The sequence below is a fragment of the Candidatus Thiodiazotropha sp. AKIB8 genome (assembly GCF_058244675.1).
The window spans coordinates 1-19948 of record NZ_JBSYOO010000049.1 but is presented as its reverse complement, the minus strand read 5'-3'; the positions used below and the strand labels follow the sequence as shown (position 1 = coordinate 19948).

18 protein-coding genes are annotated in these 19948 nt (G+C 49.7%); 13 read left to right on the top strand and 5 right to left on the bottom strand.

Annotation, left to right across the window (positions count from 1 at the left end; all coding sequences use genetic code 11):
* Positions 1-20: 20 nt before the first annotated feature.
* Together AC4IFB_RS16900 and AC4IFB_RS16895 are read right to left on the bottom strand one after the other, a co-directional pair.
* The gene (locus AC4IFB_RS16900) at positions 21-506 is read right to left on the bottom strand and encodes a peroxiredoxin (RefSeq protein ID WP_490780775.1); all 486 of its coding nucleotides are present in this window, start codon (positions 504-506) and stop codon (positions 21-23) included.
* A 16-nt stretch (positions 507-522) separates the two neighbouring features.
* Positions 523-1062 carry a glycine cleavage system transcriptional repressor gene (locus AC4IFB_RS16895; RefSeq protein ID WP_490777903.1) on the bottom strand — a complete coding sequence of 180 codons (540 nt, stop codon included), beginning with the start codon at positions 1060-1062 and terminating at the stop codon, positions 523-525.
* Between the two features lie 158 nt (positions 1063-1220).
* Here AC4IFB_RS16895 and dapA point away from each other — a divergent pair, with 158 nt between their 5' ends.
* The 6 genes from dapA (at position 1221) to AC4IFB_RS16865 (ending at position 7633) form a co-directional block, all read left to right on the top strand.
* Positions 1221-2096 carry a 4-hydroxy-tetrahydrodipicolinate synthase gene (gene dapA, locus AC4IFB_RS16890; protein ID WP_490780774.1) on the top strand — a complete coding sequence of 292 codons (876 nt, stop codon included), beginning with the start codon at positions 1221-1223 and terminating at the stop codon, positions 2094-2096.
* Between the two features lie 127 nt (positions 2097-2223).
* Positions 2224-3366 (top strand): NlpB/DapX family lipoprotein, encoded by a 1143-nt coding sequence (gene bamC, locus AC4IFB_RS16885; RefSeq protein ID WP_490780773.1) that lies wholly within the window; start codon positions 2224-2226, stop codon positions 3364-3366.
* 3 nt (positions 3367-3369) lie between these two features.
* Complete coding sequence (locus AC4IFB_RS16880) at positions 3370-4140, top strand: MBL fold metallo-hydrolase (protein WP_490780772.1); 771 nt, start codon at positions 3370-3372, stop codon at positions 4138-4140.
* A 263-nt stretch (positions 4141-4403) separates the two neighbouring features.
* Positions 4404-5672, top strand: coding sequence for an NAD(P)/FAD-dependent oxidoreductase (locus tag AC4IFB_RS16875; protein ID WP_490777907.1), 1269 nt, complete (start codon positions 4404-4406; stop codon positions 5670-5672).
* Positions 5673-5834: 162 nt separating this feature from the next.
* Positions 5835-7046: a flavodoxin-dependent (E)-4-hydroxy-3-methylbut-2-enyl-diphosphate synthase gene (gene ispG / locus AC4IFB_RS16870; RefSeq protein ID WP_490777908.1), complete on the top strand. Its 1212-nt coding sequence runs from the start codon at positions 5835-5837 to the stop codon at positions 7044-7046.
* An 86-nt stretch (positions 7047-7132) separates the two neighbouring features.
* Positions 7133-7633 (top strand): GlcG/HbpS family heme-binding protein, encoded by a 501-nt coding sequence (locus tag AC4IFB_RS16865; protein ID WP_490777909.1) that lies wholly within the window; start codon positions 7133-7135, stop codon positions 7631-7633.
* Positions 7634-7637: 4 nt separating this feature from the next.
* Here the strand turns inward: AC4IFB_RS16865 and AC4IFB_RS16860 are convergent, their stop codons facing one another.
* From AC4IFB_RS16860 to AC4IFB_RS16850, 3 genes are all read right to left on the bottom strand, one after another.
* Positions 7638-8012 (bottom strand): NifB/NifX family molybdenum-iron cluster-binding protein, encoded by a 375-nt coding sequence (locus AC4IFB_RS16860; RefSeq protein ID WP_490780771.1) that lies wholly within the window; start codon positions 8010-8012, stop codon positions 7638-7640.
* A gap of 24 nt (positions 8013-8036) precedes the next feature.
* On the bottom strand, positions 8037-8483 hold the full coding sequence (locus AC4IFB_RS16855) for a DUF6858 family protein (protein ID WP_490777911.1): 447 nt from the start codon (positions 8481-8483) through the stop codon (positions 8037-8039).
* 93 nt (positions 8484-8576) lie between these two features.
* Positions 8577-9284, bottom strand: coding sequence for a Crp/Fnr family transcriptional regulator (locus tag AC4IFB_RS16850; RefSeq protein WP_490777912.1), 708 nt, complete (start codon positions 9282-9284; stop codon positions 8577-8579).
* A gap of 569 nt (positions 9285-9853) precedes the next feature.
* Between AC4IFB_RS16850 and AC4IFB_RS16845 the strand changes: the two genes are divergently transcribed.
* From AC4IFB_RS16845 to AC4IFB_RS16815, 7 genes are all read left to right on the top strand, one after another.
* A complete protein-coding gene (locus tag AC4IFB_RS16845; RefSeq protein ID WP_490777913.1) occupies positions 9854-10849 on the top strand; it encodes a response regulator in 996 nt (331 codons plus the stop codon).
* Between the two features lie 208 nt (positions 10850-11057).
* Complete coding sequence (locus AC4IFB_RS16840) at positions 11058-12959, top strand: ATP-binding cassette domain-containing protein (protein WP_490780770.1); 1902 nt, start codon at positions 11058-11060, stop codon at positions 12957-12959.
* Positions 12934-13413 (top strand): hypothetical protein, encoded by a 480-nt coding sequence (locus tag AC4IFB_RS16835; RefSeq protein WP_490780769.1) that lies wholly within the window; start codon positions 12934-12936, stop codon positions 13411-13413. The genes AC4IFB_RS16840 and AC4IFB_RS16835 overlap by 26 nt, the downstream gene beginning before the upstream one ends.
* A 288-nt stretch (positions 13414-13701) precedes the next feature.
* Complete coding sequence (gene soeA / locus AC4IFB_RS16830) at positions 13702-16611, top strand: sulfite dehydrogenase subunit SoeA (RefSeq protein WP_490780768.1); 2910 nt, start codon at positions 13702-13704, stop codon at positions 16609-16611.
* Between the two features lie 25 nt (positions 16612-16636).
* Positions 16637-17362, top strand: a complete 726-nt coding sequence (locus tag AC4IFB_RS16825) for a 4Fe-4S dicluster domain-containing protein (RefSeq protein WP_490780767.1) — start codon at positions 16637-16639, stop codon at positions 17360-17362.
* Between the two features lie 126 nt (positions 17363-17488).
* Positions 17489-18466 (top strand): sulfite dehydrogenase subunit SoeC, encoded by a 978-nt coding sequence (gene soeC / locus AC4IFB_RS16820; protein WP_490777918.1) that lies wholly within the window; start codon positions 17489-17491, stop codon positions 18464-18466.
* Positions 18467-18479: 13 nt separating this feature from the next.
* On the top strand, positions 18480-19274 hold the full coding sequence (locus AC4IFB_RS16815) for an esterase/lipase family protein (RefSeq protein WP_490780766.1): 795 nt from the start codon (positions 18480-18482) through the stop codon (positions 19272-19274).
* Positions 19275-19948: the final 674 nt, after the last annotated feature.

The window sequence follows — 19948 nt, the reverse complement described above, 5'->3', positions numbered from 1 at the left end:
ACGGTTTTTTAGGGTGTGGTTCAGGAGAGATTTCCAGCCCGCATGGCTTTAAGTGTCTCCAATACCTCTTCAACGTGGCCTTTCACTTTAACTTTTCGCCATTCATAGCGTAACTTACCAGCCTCATCGATCAGGAAAGTACTGCGCTCGATCCCTCTTACCTTCTTGCCATACATCGATTTCATTTTTATGACATCGAAGGCCTGGCATAGGGTTTCATCTTTGTCAGATAGCAGCTCAAACGGAAATCCTTGTTTGGATTTGAAGTTTTCCTGCGCTTTTACTCCATCTCTGGAGGCGCCAAGTATTACAGCAGATTGTCGGCGGAATTTGGCAATCGCTGCAGTGAAATCCAGACCCTCTTGGGTACATCCTGGTGTGCTTGCTTTGGGGTAGAAGTAAAGCACAATCGGCTTACCTCGGAAATCACTGAATTTTATCTGTTTATCTCCCGTAGCAGGGAGTGGGATATCGGCTACGGTTTTTCCAATGGCGACAGCGCTCATTTGTGGTGATTCCTCCTTAACCTTTGATCGGTTCTATGACTGCGTCGAGGTTGAGGGCATCACAGTAGTCCATGAACTCCTCTCTCAGCACGGCAATCTGGGTTTCCGATGGTATGCCGACACTCAGGTGTACCGAGAACATCGGTGTGCCGGTGTGGGCTGCGGAATAACTGCTAGTAGTCATATCTTCAATATTGATTTGACGCTCGGAAAAAAACTCAGCCAATTGATTGACAATGCCAGGGTGATCCATGGAGACCACTTCAACGAGATAGGGCAGTTGATTACTCGATGGAATGCGGCCCTCTGTACGTTTGCAGATGATTGTCAGGCCCAAATCTTTTTGCAATTCAGGAACAGCTGACTCCAGTTTGGCCAGGGTATTCCACGGCCCTTCGATCAGAAGCAGTATGGCGAATTCGCCGCCGAGTACAGTCATCCGGCTGTCGGTAATATTGCAGCCCTCGTCGAGGATCTTTTTGGAAAGATTCTTGACGATACCGGGTTGGTCTTTGCCGAGTGCCGAGATAACCAGAAAGTTCTTCGGTGTGGACATTGGGATCTCTTACAGTCAGTTATTGTTCAGGGTTTTGTTGAGTGTACCACCAGGGGTGAGTCACAAGCGATATGTCATGGTTTAAATTTGTGCCACTTGTCAGAGTCACGAGCCACAGGCTAACATTGCGGATTGATCAAAATTAGGGGTGTGGACTGATGTTTCACGGCAGTATGGTAGCAATGATCACTCCCATGAGTGAAGATGGCGTCCTGGATGATGGCGCTCTGCAAGGGTTGGTGGATTTTCACGTCCAGCAGGGCAGTGATGCCATAGTGGCTGTCGGCACGACAGGTGAATCGGCTACCCTCGATGAAGAGGAGCACTGTGCGGTTATTCGTCGTGTGGTTGAATATGTTGACTCACGCATTCCGGTTATTGCCGGTACCGGGGCCAACTCTACCCGAGAGGCAATAGATCTGACACGCTGTGCCAAAGAGGCTGGGGCAGATGCCTGTCTATTGGTTACGCCCTATTACAATAAGCCTACCCAGGAAGGGCTCTTTCAGCACTACAAGGCTGTGGCCGAAGCGGTCGATATTCCTCAGATTCTCTACAATGTCCCAGGTCGTACCGCCTGCGATATGCTCCCCGAGACGATTGCGCGTCTGGCACCTATCCCGAATATTATCGGGGTCAAAGAGGCAACAGGTGATCTTGACCGGTTACAGCAGATAATGGATCTCTGCAGTTCTGATTTCGAGCTCTATAGTGGTGACGATGCCACCGGATGTGAGTTTCTACTGAGAGGCGGTCACGGGGTTATCTCTGTAACAGCGAATGTAGCACCAGCTTTGATGCATGATATGGTGGCTGCTGCTTTGGCAGGCAACCGCTCTGAGGCAGAGGCAATTGATAAGCGTCTGGCAGGATTGCATAGTGCACTTTTCGTGGAATCGAGTCCGATTCCGGTAAAATGGGCGATGACAGAGCTTGGGCTTGCTCAGAAGGGTATCCGGTTACCCCTTACCTGGATGACACAAACATCAGAGCCGCCAGTGCGTGCTGCCATGCAGCAGGCAGGGGTTTTGTGATTATTAAATACAGCCTTCATGCACCGAAAGTCCCGAGTAAGAAGTGCCAAACCTCTTCCTGCTCAAAACTTGAAGTCAAAATCCTTGTCATAGGCAACACAGTACAATCTGGCAAAACTCCTTGAATATGCGCTTAAACCTAATTTTTATCTCTCTATCCTTATCGATTCTGTCATTGTCTGGTTGCAGTTCTGATGGTGGATTTTTCTCCGATTCGGAGCGTGAATACCGAACTCAGCAAGAGACTGTCGATGACTTGGAGATACCTCCAGATCTAACCAGCCAGACCATTCAGGATGCAATGGCTATTCCTGGTGCTGGCAGTGCCTCCTACGAGGAGTATGCCAGTCAGCGGGATAAACGAACTTCCGGCTCCATAGTTGCCGAGGAAGTATTACCTGAATTTGAAGGTATACGAGTCGAACGTGATGGTGATAAGCGCTGGTTGGTTATCGATGCTGAACCACGTCGAGTTTGGCCGAAAGTAGTGGCATTCTGGCGTAAAAACGGTCTACTTCTGATCGAGCAGAATCCAAAAGTCGGTGTCATGAAAACGGACTGGCTGGAGAGCCGTGCTGATATCAAGCAAGGCTTTATTACTGAATTCTTCAGAAAAGCCCTGGGCGGTATCTACTCATCAGCCACCAGGGATCAGTTTCGGGTCAGATTGGATCGGGGACTCGAGCAAGGAACTACTGAACTCTATTTAACCCATAGAGGATTGGAAGAGAAGCTGAAAGAAAATATCAGTGGTGATGCGGATACCACCTATTGGACCCCTCGTCCCAATGATCCTGAGGTCGAGGCCTCTATGCTACGCAGCCTTATGGTGCATCTTGGTGTCTCCTCTGAGAAGGCTAAGGAGGCGGTCTCTGCATCCAGCGAACGAGCAGATCGTTCTCGTCTGCTGACGACTGGAGAATTACCGGAATTGTGGATCGACGAAGAGTTTGCCCGAGCCTGGAGACTGACTGGGGTTGCCCTTGATCGGGTTGGGTTTGCGGTGGAAGACAGGGATCGATCCAATGGCACCTATTTTGTTCGTTACAGCCAATTATCGGAAGATGAAAAAGAGGATGAGGGGTTTCTCTCCAAGCTTGCATTCTGGTCGGATGATGAAGAAAAGATCAACAGTGAGGCTCAATATCAGGTGAAACTCTTATCTGACGGAACAACTACCCAGGTTGTGGTGAGAAATGAGCAGGGTGGAGAAGCCGATGCCATAGCTGTTGAAACCATACTTGGACTGATTCACGAACAGATACGCTGATTAGTGTCGCTACGCTTTGCGATTCTCGGAAGTGGCAGTCGCGGCAATGCGCTGCTGCTGGAGACTGCCCATGTCAGGGTGCTGCTCGATTGCGGCTTTGCAGCTCGTGAAGTAGAGGCAAGGCTCAGCCAGTTGGCGATTGATCCCACTACGCTTACGGCAATTCTGGTAACCCATGAACATGGTGACCATATACGGGGTGTGGGTGCCATGGCGAGACGTTACCAGCTACCGGTGTGGATGACGCCAGGTACATTTCATAGCGTCAGCTATGGATCTCTCCCCGATCTGCAGCTGATAGACAGTCATGCAGGGCCCTTCTCCATCGGGGATCTTTCCGTTCTGCCATATCCAGTACCACATGATTCCAGAGAACCCTGCCAATTTGTATTTACATCAGCCAAACACCGCCTGGGGGTATTGACCGATGCTGGCCATATAACGCCCCATATCAGTCAAATCCTAAAGGATTGCGATAATCTTGTATTGGAGTTCAATCATGATTCGGAGATGTTGGCGAATGGACCCTATCCCCGTTCATTGCAAGCCAGGGTTGGTGGTGGCCTTGGCCATTTAAGTAACCATCAAGCACTACAGTTGCTAAATCAACTGCCTACTGAACGATTACACAATTTGGTTGCCTCTCATATCAGTGAAAAAAATAACTCTGCGGAGTTGGTTAAATCCTTGATCACGCAACATCTGCCACACTTGGAAGCAAAACTCAGCCTCGCCTCCCAGAGTAGCGTCAGTGATTGGTTTACACGCCAGTAGAGACTCAGATCTAAAGCTTTTAAGCCTCAGGCTTGGCGTCAGTGGTGCGTTGTAATCAGCCTGATTGAAAAATTGAATGTTGTTGGTGTGGATGCAGAAAGTTTAAGTAATACAGTAGATTACTGTATGCGGAAATGCTTTATTAGCTTTGATTTTCAGTAACTTGAATATAAACTGACAACTTCACAAGCTAGCGGTGCTGTGTCCTCTCCTGGCATCACCGCATACTAATAATTTCAGGAGTGGATGGAGGTTTTCCTAAGATGGCGCATATCGTAGTAATAGGTGCCGGTACAGGTGGGATGCCCTGTGCTTATGAACTTCGCATGGAACTTGGTCGTGAACACGAAGTGACAATGATCAACGAGCGGGAGTATTTCCAGTTCGTTCCTTCAAATCCCTGGCTCGCAGTCGGCTGGCGTGATCGTTCCCACATCACCTTTGATATTCGTCCCCATTTGGAGCGGAAAGGTATCAATTTTATTGCCGATAGGGTCGCAAAGATTGATCCCGAAGCCAAGACGGTTACCCTGGATGGTGGAGATTCGGTCGACTTTGACTACCTGGTTATTGCAACTGGGCCCAGATTGGCATTTGAAGAAGTTGAGGGTTCAGGGCCGGAGGGTTTTACCGAATCAATCTGTACAGTTGATCATGCTGAGAAGGCTTATCAGGCTTATCTCGATCTGTTGGATGATCCTGGACATGTGATTATTGGTGCAATGCCATTTGCCAGCTGTTTCGGCCCGGCTTATGAATTTTCTTTCATCATGGACTCGGATCTGCGAAAGCGGAAGGTTCGTGACAAAATACCGATCACCTTTGTTACCTCTGAGCCCTATATCGGCCATCTCGGTCTTGGTGGTGTGGGGGATTCAAAGGGTTTTCTCGAGAGCGATTTCCGCAATCACCATATCAACTGGATAACCAATGCCAAGGTAACCAAGGTTGAAAAGGGTAAGATGATCGTCGAACAGTACGATGATTCAGGCCATAAGATCAAAGATCATGAGCTTGAGTTTAAATATTCGATGATGTTACCCGCCTTCAAAGGTGTTGAAGCCGTGGCAGAGGTTGATGGGCTGTGTAATCCACGTGGTTTCGTGTTTGTTGATGATCATCAGCGCAATCCAAAATATCCCAACATCTATGCTGCCGGTGTTTGTATTGCAATACCCCCTGTGGAAGCGACCGCAGTACCAACAGGTGCCCCTAAGACTGGCTATATGATCGAATCAATGGTAACCGCTATTGTGCACAACATTGCTGATGATCTGGCAGGAAGAGAGGGTACAACTCTGGCAACCTGGAACGCCATCTGCCTGGCAGATATGGGCGATACAGGAGCAGCCTTCGTGGCTCTGCCTCAAATCCCTCCTCGCAACGTTGCCTGGTTCAAGAAAGGCAAGTGGGTTCATATGGCCAAGATCGCCTTTGAGAAGTATTTCATCCGCAAGATGAAGAAAGGTACATCCGAGCCAATCTATGAAAAGTATATTTTGAAGATGCTAGGTATCGGTAAACTGAAATAGTTTACACTCTTCTCAGCAGCCCGGCCGTCGGCCGGGCATCACCACACTAGCGCACTACCATGAACTTTCTCATCGCTGCGCTTTCACAAGGGTGTTGGCGAGGCATCTCCAGTCAGGCAAAATCGTGCCAAACCAAGTAGGTAAACAGAGGCATTGACAAGCGTGGCAATTCAAAGACATCAAACCCGAAGTGTTCTGGTTGGCGGAGTACACATTGGGAGTGACGCACCTGTGGTTGTACAGTCTATGACCAACACCGATACAGCTGATATCGACGCGACTACTGAGCAGGTGGCTGCGCTGGCCCGTGCAGGCTCAAAGCTGGTGCGAATCACAGTCAATAATGAGGCTGCTGCAGAGGCAGTACCCGAAATCCAAAATCGCCTGCAACAGATGGGTCTTGATGTTCCTCTGGTCGGAGATTTTCACTTCAACGGCCATCGTCTGTTAAGTGACTATCCTGACTGCGCCCAGGCCTTGGCAAAATATCGTATCAATCCGGGTAATGTGGGAAGTGGTGAGAAGCGTGATAATCAGTTCGCTCTTATGATCGAACTGGCTTGCCGCTACGGGAAGCCGGTACGAATTGGTGTTAATTGGGGCAGTCTTGATAAGGGACTCGTCGCCCGAATGATGGATCAGAATGCAAATTCTGAGAATCCTCTTCCAGCCGACCAGATGACCCGGGAGATCATGGTGACCTCTGCTCTCGAAAGTGCGGAACGTGCGGTGGCACTAGGTCTCTCACCTGAGCAAATCATCCTCTCCTGTAAGATGAGTGGCGTACAGGATCTGATTGCTGTCTATCGGGAGCTGGCAAAGCGTTGCGATTATGCGCTTCATCTCGGTCTTACTGAAGCGGGGATGGGTTCAAAGGGGATAGTTGCCTCCAGTGCTGCCCTGGCGGTGTTGTTGCAAGAAGGTATTGGCGATACGATCCGAATCTCTTTGACGCCGGAACCGGGTGGAGCAAGAACCCAGGAAGTGATTGTAGCCCAAGAGCTGCTTCAATCCATGGGGATCAGTGCATTTACGCCGATGGTAGTGGCTTGTCCAGGATGTGGGCGGACAACCAGCACCTTTTTCCAGCATCTTGCAAAAGAGGTACAGACCCATCTTCGTGAAAGCATGCCTGTGTGGCGTGAAAAATACCCAGAAGTGGCCTCTCTAACGGTTGCTGTCATGGGGTGTGTTGTCAATGGCCCTGGTGAGAGCAAACAGGCTAACATTGGTATCAGCCTGCCAGGAACAGGTGAGTCCCCTTCAGCACCTGTCTATGTGGATGGGGAGAAAAGCGTCACCCTGAAAGGCGAGAATATTGCACAGCAGTTCATTCAGCTGGTGGATGAATATGTGCAGAATCACTATCAATAATGAGATGAATAGTAACAGTTAACTGTTAGATTTAGTCCGACTAAACAATAATATATGGCCAAGAAAGAGCCACTGAGGAGAGGATAATGAAAAAATCTAAAATAGCACTGGCAAGTATGCTGCTGTTTCTGGCAGTCCCTGTAGTACATGCTGATGACGAGGCGTCACCTACGGTTAATCTGAAACGTCTGACGATGGAAAAAGCCAATCAGATCGCATTAGGTGCAGTTGAGGCCTGTCGTAAGCAGGGTATCCAGATAGGTGTGACCGTGGTCGACCGGAATGGGATTGTACAAGTTACCATGCGTGACACGATTGCGGCTCAAATTACACTGCCTATCAGTCGTCAAAAGGCCTTTACTGCGGTCAACTTCAATGCTGCCACCTCAGCACTGAAAGATAGAGCCGACAGCCCCATCGGGCGGATAGATGGCTTGGTGATGTCTGCCGGAGGCCTGCCGGTTCAAGCGGGTGGACAACTGCTTGGTGGAGTAGGGGTGAGTGGCGCACCTTCAGGTGAAACGGATGAGGCTTGCGCACAAGCTGGTATCGATCAGGTAATAGATGATCTGGAAATGGAGTTCTGATTCTTCAAAGTCCCGGCATGATGGGTGTGCTTGGCTGATGGTGCGTGTGTTGTTCTGCTGCTGGCAGTGGTCTGCCATCCAGCAAGGCACTGGCTGCGGCATAGGGATCGGTTTCACTGGTACAGATGACCTGGGTCTTTTCCTGATCCAGGCGTCTGATAAAACCTTGCCCAGCACTGGCTGTCAGTAACACATCAGATTCGAACAGCGGATGTTGCCGGCCTTTGAACTCATGCATCGACATATCTTTGGGTAGGTCCAGCCGATCCACTTCAACTAATTCACCGTCGCCATTCCGACTTAGAATAAGAAAACGGCGACATTTACCTGCATGAGCAGTGATGGTGCGAAAGTTCTGACTGGTTACAGCAATTTTCATCGTTCAATTACATCTCTTGTTTGCTCAGGAGAGGATCTTTTTAGCTTCGGGTCTCATCGGACTGGAAGTAGATGCAGGATGCTCTATCATCAGTGAATTTGCCCATTTTTCCATCACTGCATTGGCTACAGGCATAGGTGCCTCGATAAATGAGACGGTGATCTGATCTTCCATCTGACAGATGCCAATGGATCTTGGACGGCAGGCCAATTGCTCTGGCGCCTGGAGGGTAAATCCAAAGCAGAAAAGAACATTGTAGGCAGCGATTATGCCTTCCGCCAATTGCCCCTCGGGCAGTTCTGACGTGTGTTTCAAGTGATTGAAAGTGGCAATGAACCGGGCCGATTTGTGACCAGCGATTTCTGACTCTAAATAGGCGACGATCTCTTCAACCGATTTGAAGCGACAATCCGCTGTATCGATCTGGAGTGAAAATACCGGAAGCCCAATTTCCTCGACGACCTGTTGCAAGTGGCATCTCCATTGTCCATCGGTGGTGATGGTTGAACAATTGATTATCCGGGGAATGTAATGCTTACAGGCCAGCTAAGGCATTGAAAATGATCAATCCTCTGCAATTCTTTGAAGATTTGGTGTGTCCAGTAAGAACTGGTTGGGAGTGGTTTCAATCAGTAGACTCTGGCGCTTGAACTCGGCAATGGTTCGGCTCGCCGTCTCAGTGGTAATACCCAGCATGGCCCCCATGTCTTCACGGGCAAACAGGCTGCACTGACTCTCTTGGGTGTCTTTCACCAACCTCAGTAACAATCGCGCAACACGCTGTTTTGCAGAACCGGTAGAGAGTTCAGTGAGCCAGGCATCGGCTTCATTGAGTGCTTTCTGCCAACGGTTGAGCAGCTCTCTATGGAGTGCTGGGTTCTCTTGGCTGAGGTTATCCACTACCCGGACAGGCAGAGAGCAGACCTCTGTTTCCTGCAAAACCACCGCATCGTGTTGGTAGGCCTCTCCAACGATGCATTCGAGGCCGGTAATATCTGTGGTGCGGATAAGGCGAACGATGCGCTGACTCCCATCAGGCAGATACTGCACCAATTTGAGAATGCCGCTGCGCACTGTGTACATGCGGTCGCCTTTGTCACCAGCATGATAGAGGGTTGATCCGGCTGGGAGTGTGTACTGATCTATCGGGTCGTGGAGCTTCTCGAAATCCTCTTCTTTGAGATCCGCAAACAGAACCGATTCGCGTAACGAGCACTTCAGACAGTCTGCAACTCCATCCCTGGCGTCCTTAAAGGTAACGATTTTAACCATAATTATTTTTTAACCACATAAAATTTACGGCTTTTAGGGGCACCTGAGAATATATTCCGTATCAGCGAGAAATAGTGATCTCTGGAAGTAGTCGATTGTGCCCGTTTTTAGTTACCTAAGATAGCTCTGAAGCGTTTGATTTTTCATCCATCCTGACTGTCAGTTTCAACATGCAGCGAAACCGGCTTGGTTTAGCTCAGAGGAGACAAAATCAATGCCGATTATAATAAAGCCTCCATTTGCATAGACTTTTTCCAATCAGAAAACCGGAACTACCCAGGTAAAAACATAGCTACATTGTCAACCATACCAGATCGTGCATTGATAGGCAGTGAATTTTTTCCAGTGACGGTGGAACCTGTGCGGGCTGAGGTGTATGGTTATGCGCATAAAAATCACTAAACTGACAATAATCCATCTTTGATGTGGGGCTTTCGGAATCATCAAAAAGGGATAGAATTTAGATGTACTAACCAGGCTTTATTTTGGCGTCCAGTAAGGGGGATAGCAATTGCTTTCTGGAGTATGGCCTCAAATAACGGTGTTTTGTATTTGCCCCGGAGATGTGGATGATGAGTCACCAGGAACCGACTTCTAAACTTCACCATATACTGGTTGTAGATGATCAACAGTCAAACCTGACAAGCCTTGCACAGATATTGAAAATCACTTATCGGGTCTCATTGGCCTCAAATGGGCAGATGTGTCTCGATCAGCTTGAGCAGGATCCACCTGATCTGATACTGCTTGATGTCGATATGCCGTTGATGGATGGCTTGACGGTCTGTCGAATCATTAAGGCCAATCCAGCTACCTCACCGATCCCTGTGATCTTTGTATCTGCGCTCTCCAGATTAAGCGAGCGTCTGGCTGGTTATAAGGCCGGCGCTGATGACTATGTCTCCAAGCCCTATGATGTAGATGAGCTGTTACTGAAGATTCGAATTGCTTTCAACAATCATCATGATCTGCAGAATGCGAAGCAACGCTCGTCTCTGGTTCAGGAGGAGATGGAAGAGTCTTTGGCGTTCAGTGCTGAACTTGGGGAGCTGGCGAAGTTTATCTCTGTCAGTCTTGAGTGCGATGATATCCGCTCTCTTGGGGAACAGATGCTGACCACTTTTGAGCGATTTGGTTTACGGGTGATTATACGTATGACCTCCAGCGGCCACTATTTTTCCCATGCCGGTGAAGTGGGGGTATTGGATCAGGAGATGATGGAAAGTATGTATGACAAAGGCCGAATCATCGATTTTGGTCATCGCACTTTAATCAATACAAAATTTGTCTCAGTTTTAGTGCGCAATATGCCCGTGCACAACAAGACCTGCTATCAGCGTTGGAAGGAGAATCTGAATTTGTTGGTTGAGGTGGTTAATCAGCGGATCTCAGGTGTGCAGCGGTTAGTTGATAAGCAGGGTGAGCGAGAGCGATTGCAACCATTGATAACCAGCATTCATAAACTCATCGATGGTATACAGAGCCAGGAAAATATTTTGCTTAATGAAGAGGCGCCTCACCACGTCAGTCGTCTATTGATGGCTTGGGAGTCTGAGCAGTTATAAGCTGCAGATACATCCGCTTTCAGGATTTTCGTAGTCCTCCTCCATTACCTGGTAACCACCCCTCCTAAGCGTTGTCGCGGTTCTCCTGTTTCCAGGGTAAGAGACGAGTCTGGAGTGCTGTGAGATAATCACACCTCATCAGGCTATTACTCTGTGATCAAAAGCTTCTCTTTTGCATCGACAAGGGCCTTTAAATACAGGAATACCAATGCCGTTAATAACCCTGCGCAACCTCCACTTGAGCTTTGGCGATGCGCCACTACTGGATGGGGTCAACCTGAGTATTGAAAAAGGAGAACGCATCGCGCTGTTGGGGCGTAACGGTATGGGTAAGTCGACCTTGATGAAGGTGATCATGGGGTCTCAGATCGCAGATGATGGTGAGCGTGTAGTCAGTAACGGTGTGGATATCGCCCGTCTGATTCAGGAGGTACCCGAGGATGTTTCCGGATCTGTCTATGACCTGGTTGCTGACGGCATGGGAGGGCTGGCAGAAAAACTCAAGAACTACCACCGTATCAGTCATCGTCTGGCCGAGGAGGGAGATCAGGCGCTGTTGGAATCACTTGCAGAGGCGCAGCATGATCTTGAGTCCTCAGGTGGTTGGCAGCTGGAGCAACGGGTGGAAACTGTTATTTCCCGCACAGGACTGGATGCAGATGCCCAATTCAGTGAACTCTCAGGAGGTTTGAAGCGCCGGGTGCTGTTAGCTCAGGCATTGGTTACCGAACCCGATCTGCTGTTACTGGACGAACCAACCAACCATCTCGACATTGAGGCGATCGACTGGATGGAAAATCTATTGCTTGGTTTTCCAGGTGCAGTTCTGTTTGTTACCCATGATCGGGCATTTTTACGCCGGCTGGCGACCAGGATTCTCGAACTTGACCGGGGGCAGATGACTGATTGGCCTGGAGACTATGGCAATTTTCTGCGTCGAAAAGAGGAGATGCTGAATGCTGAAGCCCAAGCCAATGATAGATTCGATAAAAAACTGGCCCAGGAAGAGGTTTGGATTCGACAGGGCATCAAGGCGAGAAGAACCCGTAACGAGGGGCGGGTCAGAATGCTCAAATCGATGCGAGATGAGCGCAGCAAACGACGCAATACAACCGGACAAGTGAAGATGCAGCTGCAGTCAGCGGAGCGGTCTGGAAAACTGGTGGTCGAGGTGGAGGGTATCGACTTTGCCTGGGAGGGGGCTCCCGTGATCAAAGGCTTCTCAACCACCATCATGCGAGGTGATCGGGTTGGTATTATCGGTCCTAACGGATCGGGCAAAACGACCTTGATAAATCTGCTGCTCGGGAAGTTGCAGCCTGACAAAGGAAAGATCAAGTTAGGAACTCAACTACAAGTTGCCTATTTTGATCAGCTACGCAGCCAGCTGAATGAAGCATTGTCTGTGCAGGAAAATGTGGGCGGGGGTAGCGACAAGGTTGAGGTGGATGGCAAAAGCAAGCACATCATCTCTTATCTACAGGACTTTTTGTTCACCCCAGAACGGGCGAGAGCCCCGGTACATGCCTTATCTGGTGGTGAGCGTAACCGACTGCTGTTGGCTAAACTGTTTACCAGGCCTGCCAATGTTCTGGTTCTTGATGAACCTACCAATGACCTCGATATTGAAACTCTGGAGTTACTTGAGGAGCTGCTTGTGAGCTACCAGGGGACGCTGCTGCTGGTGAGCCATGATCGGGAGTTTCTCGACCATTCTGTGACCAGCTGTCTTGTGTTTGAGGAGGGGGGCAGGCTCTCAGAATCTGTTGGTGGCTACAGTGACTGGGAGCAAAAAAGCCGTGAGCTTCGGCAAGATGCGCAGAAAATCAACCAGGAAAAGGTCAAGTCTCAGAAAGAAAAGCCGAAAAACAAGAGAGCAAAGCTGAGTTATAAAGATCAGCGCGAATTGGATCAATTGCCTCAAACGATCGAACAGCTGGAGCAATCCCTGAGTGGGTTCCAAGCCCAATTGAGTAATCCCGATCTCTATCAGACATCCGGGGCAGAACAGGTTGGTGAGCTACAGCTGCAGATGACAGAGGTGGAACAAAACCTGGAGCAGGCCTATGCACGCTGGGAATATCTTGAATCACTCAAGGAGGCGCTGTGATCGACGTTCACGCCCGACACCCTCTCTCATGAAGGGTCTGGTTCTGCTTATTATTCTGGGATTGCTGTTTCCGGCATCAGTCTGGGCTGGTGGCAGTTGTGTGGTTGCCAAACGCCAGGGTGACTCCCTCGCCATTGAGTGGCACGCCTCCTTCTCAGATAGTGCGGAAACAGCGCTGCTGAAAGCGAAACAGCGTCTTCTTGATCAAGGCTATCGAACAAAAGGTCAGGATGTTCACGCCCAGGCAAGTACCGATCTGCCCCATGCCTATATGGTGATCGTAAAAACGGTATACACCACCCTACGTGGAAAACCGCGTACCAGTTATGGATGTGGCTTCAGTCCACGCTCCTCAGCAGAGGCGGAGCGGGCAGCGCTATATGATCTGCGCAACTACTCCTGGGGCTGGAAGCAGGAGTACGGCTACGAGGTTGTGGAGAGGTATCGTTACTAGGCGTGGTAATTTAGGTAACCCTCAGCCGGATCTGTTGAATAGGGAAATTGATTTAATCTACAGGATACGGCAAAAAACCAAACCAAAAATTAACCGCTTTTCTACCGGTTTCTCCGGTTCTGGCGAAGCAACATACGAGCGTTGGCTTAGTCAATCTTATTAAACGCCATTAAATGAAGTATGTCCTCCCCCAAAGGATTGTGATGGTAATTGCTGGCATGGTAAATCATAAAAAGCTAATATAAGGATATTCTTACCCATACTGAATTCAAACCAAGGCTTTTCACCATGCAGGATCCTACAAAACAATCTGACAGCGATCTGGGTCGTGTCGAGACCAAAGAGACCACCTGTTATATGTGTGCCTGCCGCTGTGGAATAAGGGTCACCCTAAGGGATGGGGAAGTACGCCATATCGAGGGTAATCCCAGCCATCCGCTAAACAAAGGGGTGATCTGCGCCAAGGGCTCATCCGGTATCATGAAACAGTACTCACCTGCGCGGCTGACCAAGCCACTACTGCGTAAGCAGGGCGCTGAGCGGGGAGACTCAGAATTTGAAGAGATCTCATGGGAGCGGGCCTTCGACCTGATTGAAGAGCGTCTTGGAAAAATACGGGGGGAGGATCCCAAGAAATTTGCGCTGTTTACCGGCCGGGATCAGATGCAGGCCCTAACAGGGCTGTTTGCAAAGCAGTTCGGTACGCCAAACTACGCAGCCCATGGCGGCTTTTGCTCAGTCAATATGGCCGCTGGCCTGATCTATACCATCGGTGGTTCATTCTGGGAGTTCGGTGGGCCCGATCTGGAGCGCTCCAAGCTGTTCATCATGATCGGTACAGCAGAGGATCACCACTCCAATCCAATGAAGATTGCCCTGGCCGATTTTAAACGGCGGGGTGGACGTTTTATCTCCATCAATCCGATCCGCACCGGTTATTCAGCCATTGCCGATGAGTGGGTGCCCATCAAGCCGGGTACCGATGGCGCTCTGATACTGGCGATCATCCGTGAATTGATCCTGCAGGGACTCTACGATCGAGAGTTTCTGATCAAATATACCAACTCTGCCGAACTTGTTGTTGATGACCAGGAGTGTGACGATTACGGCCTCTTCCGTCGCTTTGAGACCCATGTGGAAGAGGGCTGCTTCGATCCAGAGAATAAACTCTGGTGGGATCGGGAGCTGGATCGGGAAATTTCAACCCATACACCCGGTACTGACCCCCGACTGTTGGGGAATTTCACCCTTGAGGATGGCACCTCAGTAAAGCCGGCTTTTCAGCTGCTGAAAGAGCGTGTGGAAGAGTACACCGCAGAGTGGGCCGAAGACATCACCGGAATTCCTGCTGAGACAATCAAGCGCCTGGCCCATGAAATGGGTGTGGTAGCTCGTGACCAGAAAATTGAACTGCCGATTCAATGGACAGACAGCTGGGGTAACGACCATGCCAGTGTCACTGGTAATCCTGTCTCCTTTCATGCCATGCGTGGGCTGGCTGCTCACTCCAACGGTTTTCAGGCGATCCGTGCACTGGGTATCCTGATGACCATTCTGGGCACCATCGACAGACCAGGTGGTTTTCGTCACAAAGCCCCGTTTCCAAGGCCCATTCCCCCTTGTCCCAAGCCACCCAACTCACCAGAGGGTGTGCAACCGAATACGCCTTTGGACGGCATGCCTCTGGGTTGGCCATCCAAGCCAGACGATCTGTTTGTAGATGAACAGGGAGAGGCGGTAAGAATCGACAAGGCTTTCTCCTGGGAGTATCCCTTATCGGTGCATGGACTGATGCACAATGTCATCACCAATGCCTGGCGGGGTGACCCCTATCCAATTGACACTCTGTTGCTGTTCATGGCGAATATGGCCTGGAACTCCTCCATGAATACCGAAAATGTTCGGGATATGCTGAAAGACAAGGATGAGCATGGTGAGTACAAAATTCCGTTCATTATTGTTGCTGACGCCTTCCAGTCAGAGACGGTTGCCTTTGCCGACCTGGTGCTGCCCGATACCACCTATTTAGAGCGTCACGATGCGATGTCGATGCTCGACAGGCCAATCTCTGAATTTGAGGGGCCTGTGGACTCTGTGCGTATCCCTGTGGTGCCGCCGAAAGGGGAGTGCAAACCATTCCAAGAGGTATTGATTGAACTGGGCAGTCGACTTGGTTTACCGGCTTTTGTGAAACAGGATGGTAGTCGGAAATTCAGGGACTACCCGGATTTTATCACCAACTATGAAAGCTCTCCTGGTTCCGGGATCGGCTTTCTGGCCGGCTGGCGGGGTAAAGGTGGTGAGAAGTTTCTTAAAGGTGAACCCAATCCCCGCCAATGGGAGATGTACCAGAAAAACGGCTGTTTCTACCAATACGAGTTGCCAAAATCGTATCAATACATGCGCAACTGGAATCAGGGCTACCTGGAGTGGGCAAGAGCCCACGGCATGACCCGTTATGTGGAGCCGATAACGATACATCTCTACTCCGAAGTGTTGCAGCGCTTTCGTCTGGCAGCCCAGGGGAAATTACCGGGTAAGCAGCCACCGGAGCGGTTACGTAAACGGATTGACAGAAATTTCGATCCACTGCCGTTTTACACTGCACCGCTGGAGCACAAGCTGATCGATAACAGACAGTATCAGATCAGTGCCCTGACCCAGCGCCCGATGGCGATGTACCACTCCTGGGATTCCCAGAATGCCTGGTTGCGTCAGATCCACACCCACAACTATCTATTCGTCAATCCCAAGCTGGCGGAAGCGAGTGGTTTTGGAGACGGTGATTGGATCTGGGTGGAATCGCCAACCAACAAAGTGCGCTGTATGGCGCGATTCTCTGAGGCGGTAGAGCCGAGTACGGTCTGGACCTGGAATGCGATCGGTAAAGCAGCCGGTGCCTGGGGGTTGAGTGACAAAGCGAATGAGTCACAGAAGGGGTTTCTGCTCAATCATCTGATTTCTGAAGAGCTGCCACCTTGTGAAGCGGGAGAGTTCATGTCGAATTCTGACCCCGTAACCGGGCAGGCGGCCTGGTTTGATGTGCGGGTCAAGATCTATCCGGCCGGCAAGGATGAACCCAAGGTGACCTCGCCCCAGTTTAAAGTGCAAAAGAGAGTGCCAGGTCAGGATCCTCGCCGAGGTAAATGGCAGGCCTACTTTGCCGGCATGTTTCGGCGCAAGCACAACATCAAATGAATGATCTAACTATTGGTTTAATAAAATGACACAACTAGCACTCGTCATTGATCTCAACGTCTGCGTCGGCTGTCACGCTTGTGTGACCAGCTGCAAAGAGTGGAATACCTCCGGTTGGGCTGGTTCCATGACTGATAAACGGCCCTATGACGAAGATCCAAACGGCACCTTCTTCAATAGGGTACAGACCTATGAGGCCGGTGTATTCCCCCATACTGAGACCTATCACTTTCCCAAGTCTTGCCTGCATTGTGAAGATCCACCCTGCGTTCCGGTCTGTCCGACAGGTGCCTCATATAAACGTGAGGATAATGGTGTGGTGCTGGTGGACTATGACAAATGTATCGGTTGTAAATATTGCTCCTGGGCCTGTCCATACGGCGCCCGCGAGATTGATGAAAAACAGCGGGTGATGAAAAAGTGCACCCTCTGTATCGATCGCATTAGCGATAAGACAATACCGGAATCAGAACGTAAGCCCGCCTGTGTTTTGGCCTGTCCAACCAGTGCCAGATTGTTTGGCGATGTGCATGATCCCGATTCGGTAGTCTCTGTAGCGATCCGTGAACAGGGTGGCTATGCCTTGCAGCCTGAATGGGGTACCAAACCGGCAAATCACTATCTGCCTCGACGCAAGACTCGTATCCAGATTCATGAGGATGAGTTGGTACGAGCTGACAATCCGCTGAAGAAAGAGCAACTGCCCAGCCTGCCTGAAGGTGGTGAGACTCTTGATGATGTGGCTTGGTAAGAGCGTCCAGATGGACAATGAATTTATGTTCATGAATGGTGTATCGATTGCGATGGCTGAAAGCGTAATGGTTAGGCACGCTGCAAGCGAAAACCTTCATGATATTTGAGTTTCGGAGAATTAATCATGCATCCAGCCTTTTCTGTAATATTCCTGACCACCTTGATAGGTGTCGGACAGGGGCTGTTTTTAGCCTTGTTTACAGGCCAACTCTACTCACTGGCCAATTTGCTGCCGGTGCAGAGTGATGAGTTCTATGCCCAGGGCAGTATCTTATCCCTGTTGTTGCTGATTGCCGGACTGATCGCATCGGTGTTTCATTTAGGTCGTCCAGAAAGGGCCTGGCGAGCAGCGACTCAATGGCGAACCTCCTGGCTATCCCGTGAAGTGATTATACTGCCTGTCACAATGGCCTTAACGGCAATGTATGGTCTATTTCACTATCTGGAATGGACTCAACCTCTTTTTGTTATATCGCAAACCTTACCGGTGGATATCACTTTGATTATCGGTGCCATTGGTACCGTGGCGACTTTTTTACTGTTTCTCTGTACCGCCATGATTTACGCCAGCCTTCGCTTTATCAAGGCCTGGCACTCTCCTTTGACGGTAGCCAACTTTCTTTTCCTAGGTATAGCATCTGGCTTTATGCTGGCCGCTGCCGTGTCAGCCTATCAGGGATCGAACTTGGTGGTTTTTTATGGCACCTGGGCAGTTGTGGCAACTTTGCTTGGAGCGATAAGCCGCGGTGCGACGCTCTATCGTAACAGTGAATTCCGCTGCAAGGTCAGCCTTCAGTCAGCAATTGGGGTGCACCATGCGCATCTTCACCAGAAGGCCCAGGGTTTTATGGGAGGGTCATTCAATACCCGTGAGTTCTTCCATGGTAAAAGTGAAGCCTTTTTGCAGATGATTCGCTACGGCTTTCTGTTGATGGTGTTCATTCTGCCAGTGCTATTGATTCTTCTTGCTTATGTATTGGAATCATCGCGACTACCGATTGCCGCTTTTTTAATTCAATATCTGGGACTTATTCTAGAGCGATACCACTTTTTTACCGAGGCTAAACACCCGCAGAATCTCTATTACCAAAGCATGGCGTAAGGAGGGTTTGAATATGAAATGGTTTGCTGTTTTATTCTTGAGTCTGGTTACCTTATCGGCAAGGGCCGATGTGGCGGTTATGGTGCATGGCTATCTTGGAAGCGCCGCTTCCTGGGAGCATAGCGGCATCAGCAATAGACTTCATCAGGCAGGCTGGCAACAGGCAGGTGTACTCACAGCCCGAGGCTTGCTTCCACTCTCATCGGCATCAGCGAAAAATAAGTTTTACACGGTTGAGCTTCCCTCTATCGAGCCCATTATGATCCAGGCAAGGGTTCTGAGGGATATGCTGAATGCCATAGCTAAACGTCACCCTCAAGAGCAATTGATACTGATTGGTCACTCAGCAGGTGGTGTTGTTGCAAGAGCAGCACTGGTGATGGGTGGAATACCGAAAACAAAGGCATTGATTACCATTGCATCGCCCCATTTGGGAACCCTAAGATCCGTTGAGGCACTGGATAAGACTGACGATCTGTTTCCGGTCAGTACAGTGAAATCCTTGCTTGTCGGAGATCTCTATGACGTGGTGCGTGACTCATGGGGCGTATTACTGGATCTAACCCCTGAGCGTCCTGGAAACCTATTGTTTTGGCTAAATCGCCAACCTCATCCTGAGATTCACTATCTTTCAGTGGTGCGTTCTGGCCCAGTTGGTATGGGAGACGAGTTGGTGCCGGCGTTTAGCCAAGACATGAATAGTGTCTCAGCGCTGAAAGGCAGGGTTCAGGTCCGGCAATCGCCACTCAGCCATACCTTACATCCATTGGACGGTAAACTGCTTGCGGAAATCCTGGAAACTCTTTGAGTTGTTTTTTAGCGTGCTAATTGGATGGTACGGCCAGGCCGCACCTACATTTTCTCAAGATAGGTAGGGTGGGGCCCTGCCCCACCAAAAGCCAGAACGGGCAGAATGGTGCGGCAGGGCCAGCACCCTACAGATCGCATTTCCAATAACCTGGCGACTTGTATTTCCTTTTTCCTACGCTCCAGCGAGGGAATGAATAAGAGGCGCACTGTTCAGGGTAGGGTGGGGCCATGCCCCACCAAAAGCCAGAATGGAGCGTAGGGTGTCGGCCCTGCCTCACCATTTCAAATACCATATCAGATGCTATCCCTTCAAATGTCATGGCATTAGAGCTTGTCCCCTGTCTTTATTGCCATCAAGTTTTCAAGCTTTTCTCGTTCCCATGCTCCAGAGACTGTGAAAGTATTATTTTAATTCCACTAGACCTTTCGGTTGTGTGCTTTGAGCATGAGTGTCAGCATTTACGTCGATAGTTTTTCTATGCTGCCAATAGGCTTTATTGCCAAAGAATAATTGGGATTATTTCCTTGCCACCTCATGGCTTCCAATGTGGTGAAATACGTAATTACCCATGTAAAACAATGCCATACAATCACATGATCGCTATAATCTCATTCGCCTGATGTCTTTTTTGGCAATACGCTCTGAAATGTTCGGCGCCGAGTATATTGAGT